Consider the following 3,177-nt stretch of genomic DNA (forward strand, 5'->3'; position numbering starts at 1 on the left):
CAACCCCTGTCCGGTCAGCGACTCGATCAGATACTTGTTGAGGAAGGTGTCCTTGTTGTAGTTGTGGCCGTTGCTCTGCAGGACGTGCCGGATGTAGTCGGGGTGGTTGATGAGATAGGCGGGTTCGAGGCTGGAGCGGTATTGGACGATGTCGCCGTAGGTTTGGGTGAGCCAAAGGAAGAAGCGGAGCGGGTTGCGGATTGCCTCCCGGCCACCGGCGCCGGCGCTCGGTGGGTGTCGGCGCACGTCTGTTGTCCTATGCTCTAGCATAATACCTCTCCTGAATGATAGCTGTCGCCACGCGACCGGGCCAACTCCAGAGAATGAACGAGTTTCCCGGCCAGAGAATTCGGCTATAATGGCTACGCTTCTATCATAACATACGCGGCTGGAGGGCCGTAAGGTGCATTTCCGTACAAGGTTCGTTTGCGCCTCTGCCCATAGTGTACAGCGAACGAATCGAGGTGAACCATGACCCAACGACTATTCGACTCATTTGGCGCGCGCGCCAAGCTTGCCGGCACGGATTACTACTTCTACCGACTGGATAAGTTGGCTCGTCTGGCCGACCTCGATCGGTTACCCTTCTCGATCAAGATCTTGTTGGAGGCGGTGCTGCGCACGGCCGACGGCTACGAGGTCATGCCGGCCGACGTGGAGCGCCTGGCCCGCTGGACGCCGCAGATGGCCGAGCCGTTCGAGATCCCATTCAAGCCCGGCCGGGTCATCCTGCAAGACTTCACCGGTGTGCCGGCTGTCGTCGACCTGGCGGCCATGCGCGCGGCCATGGCTCGCCTCGGCGGCCGGCCCGACCGCATCAACCCCATCGTTCCGGTCGATCTGGTCATCGACCACTCGGTGCAGGTGGATCAGTTTGGCTCCGCCTTCGCCCTCTTCTACAACGCCGAACGCGAGTTCGAGCGCAATCACGAGCGGTACGAGTTCCTGAAGTGGGGCCAGACCGCCTTTGAGAACTTCCGCGTCGTGCCGCCCGCTACCGGCATCGTGCACCTGGTCAACCTGGAGTATCTGGGCCTGGTGGTCATGGGAAAGGCCGTGGGGGACGGCCGGGTGGTCTTCCCCGACAGCCTGGTGGGAACCGACTCGCACACGACGATGATCAACGGCCTGGGCGTGCTCGGCTGGGGCGTGGGCGGCATCGAGGCCGAGGCGGTCATGCTCGGCCAGCCCATCTATATGCTGACGCCCGAAGTCGTCGGCGTCCGGCTGACAGGCGGCATGCCGGAAGGGACGACGGCCACCGACCTCGTGCTGCGCATCACCGAGATGCTGCGCAAGCAAGGCGTCGTCGGTAAGTTCGTGGAATACTTCGGCCCCGGCCTCAGCAACATGACCCTGGCCGACCGGGCGACCATCGCCAACATGTGCCCGGAGTACGGGGCGACGGTGGGCTTCTTCCCCGTGGACGACGAGACGCTCAACTACCTGCACAACACCGGCCGGCCGGCGGAGCTGATCGATCTGGTAGAGCGGTATACCAAGGAGCAGGGGCTTTTCCGCACCGACGAGACGCCCGATCCTGCGTTCACCAGCGTGGTCGAACTCGATCTGTCCACCATCGAGCCGAGTCTGGCCGGGCCTAAGCTGCCACAAGATCGCATCAGCCTGAAGAGCATGAAGACGACCTTCCGCCAGCAACTTCTGGCCCCGGTCGGGCCGCGCGGCTTCGGGCTGAATGAGGAGGAGCTATCCCGCTCGGCCACGGTCGCCAACGGCCATACGACCGAGATCAGCCACGGCGCGGTGGTCATCGCCGCCATCACCAGTTGCACCAACACCTCTAACCCCAGTGTCATGCTCGGCGCGGGGCTACTGGCCAAGAAGGCGGTCGAGGCGGGGCTGAGCGTGCCGCCTTACGTGAAGACCAGTCTGGCCCCCGGCTCACGCGTCGTGGAAAGCTATTTGACGAAGTCGGGCACGCTGCCCTATCTGGAGCAGTTGGGCTTCAACATCGTTGGCTTCGGCTGCACGACCTGCATCGGCAACTCTGGCCCGCTGCCCGAAGAGGTCAGCCAGGCCATCCGCGAGGGGGAACTGGTAGTGTCGTCCGTCCTCAGCGGCAACCGCAACTTCGAAGGGCGCGTGCACCCGGAGACGCGCAGCAACTTCCTGGCCTCACCGCCGCTGGTGGTAGCCTACGCGCTGGCCGGGCGGGCCGACATCGACATGCTGGAGGAGCCGTTAGGCATGGGGCGGGACGGCAAGCCGGTCTATCTGCGCGACATCTGGCCCAGCAATGCCGAGATTAAGGAGGCGATGGCCGCGTCGCTGACGCCGGAGATGTTCGGGGAGCAGTATGGCAACGTCTTCAGCGGCAACGAGATGTGGAACCGCATCCCCCGCAGCGGCGGCGAGTTGTACCAGTGGAAAGAGGCCTCGACCTACATCCAGGAGCCGCCCTTCTTCGTGGGCTTGTCGCGCGAGGTGAGGCCGATTGGTAACATCAGCGGGGCGCGGGTACTGGTGAAAGTGGGCGACTCGATTACCACGGACCACATTTCGCCGGCCGGGTCGATTTCGCGCACGAGTCCGGCGGCGCAATACCTGATGAACAACGGCGTGGAACCGCGCGACTTCAACTCCTACGGCTCGCGGCGCGGCAACGACCGGGTGATGACGCGCGGCACGTTTGCCAACATCCGCCTGCGCAACCAGATGGCCCCGGGCACAGAAGGCGGCATGACCACTTACCTGCCGACGGACGAGGTGACGACCATCTTCGACGCCTCGCTGAAGTACCAGGAGACGAAGACGCCACTGATGGTGCTGGCCGGCCGCGAATATGGCACGGGCAGTTCCCGCGACTGGGCGGCGAAGGGGCCCCTGCTGCTGGGCATTCGCCTGGTCATCGCCGAGAGCTTCGAGCGCATCCACCGCAGCAACCTGGTGGGGATGGGCATCCTGCCGCTCCAGTTCAAGGGCGGACAAAATCCGGCAACGCTGGGGTTGGACGGGACGGAGGTCTACTCGACGGTCGACCTGGACGATAACCTGAAGCCGCTGCAAGACGTGACGGTGCAGGCGGAACACGCCGATGGGCGCGTGACGACCTTCCAGACGACGTGCCGCATCGACACGCCGGTCGAGGTGGATTACTACCGCAACGGGGGTATCTTGCATACCGTGCTGCGGAATTTCCTCAACAGGGGATAGGGA

General features: G+C 63.9%; 1 protein-coding gene and 1 pseudogene. One reads left to right on the top strand and one right to left on the bottom strand.

Going from position 1 to position 3,177, the window contains the following annotated elements; all coding sequences use genetic code 11:
• Positions 1 to 246: pseudogene (locus ACE3UY_RS22340) on the bottom strand (cytochrome P450); the annotation flags it as partial.
• 225 nt (positions 247 to 471) lie between these two features.
• Here ACE3UY_RS22340 and acnA point away from each other — a divergent pair.
• On the top strand, positions 472 to 3,174 hold the full coding sequence (gene acnA, locus ACE3UY_RS22345; RefSeq protein WP_374689679.1) for an aconitate hydratase AcnA: 2,703 nt from the start codon (positions 472 to 474) through the stop codon (positions 3,172 to 3,174).
• The last annotated feature ends 3 nt before the right edge of the window (positions 3,175 to 3,177 follow it).

The sequence above is a fragment of the Promineifilum sp. (SeqCode) genome, from assembly GCF_041918635.1.
Lineage (GTDB): Bacteria > Chloroflexota > Anaerolineae > Promineifilales > Promineifilaceae > Promineifilum.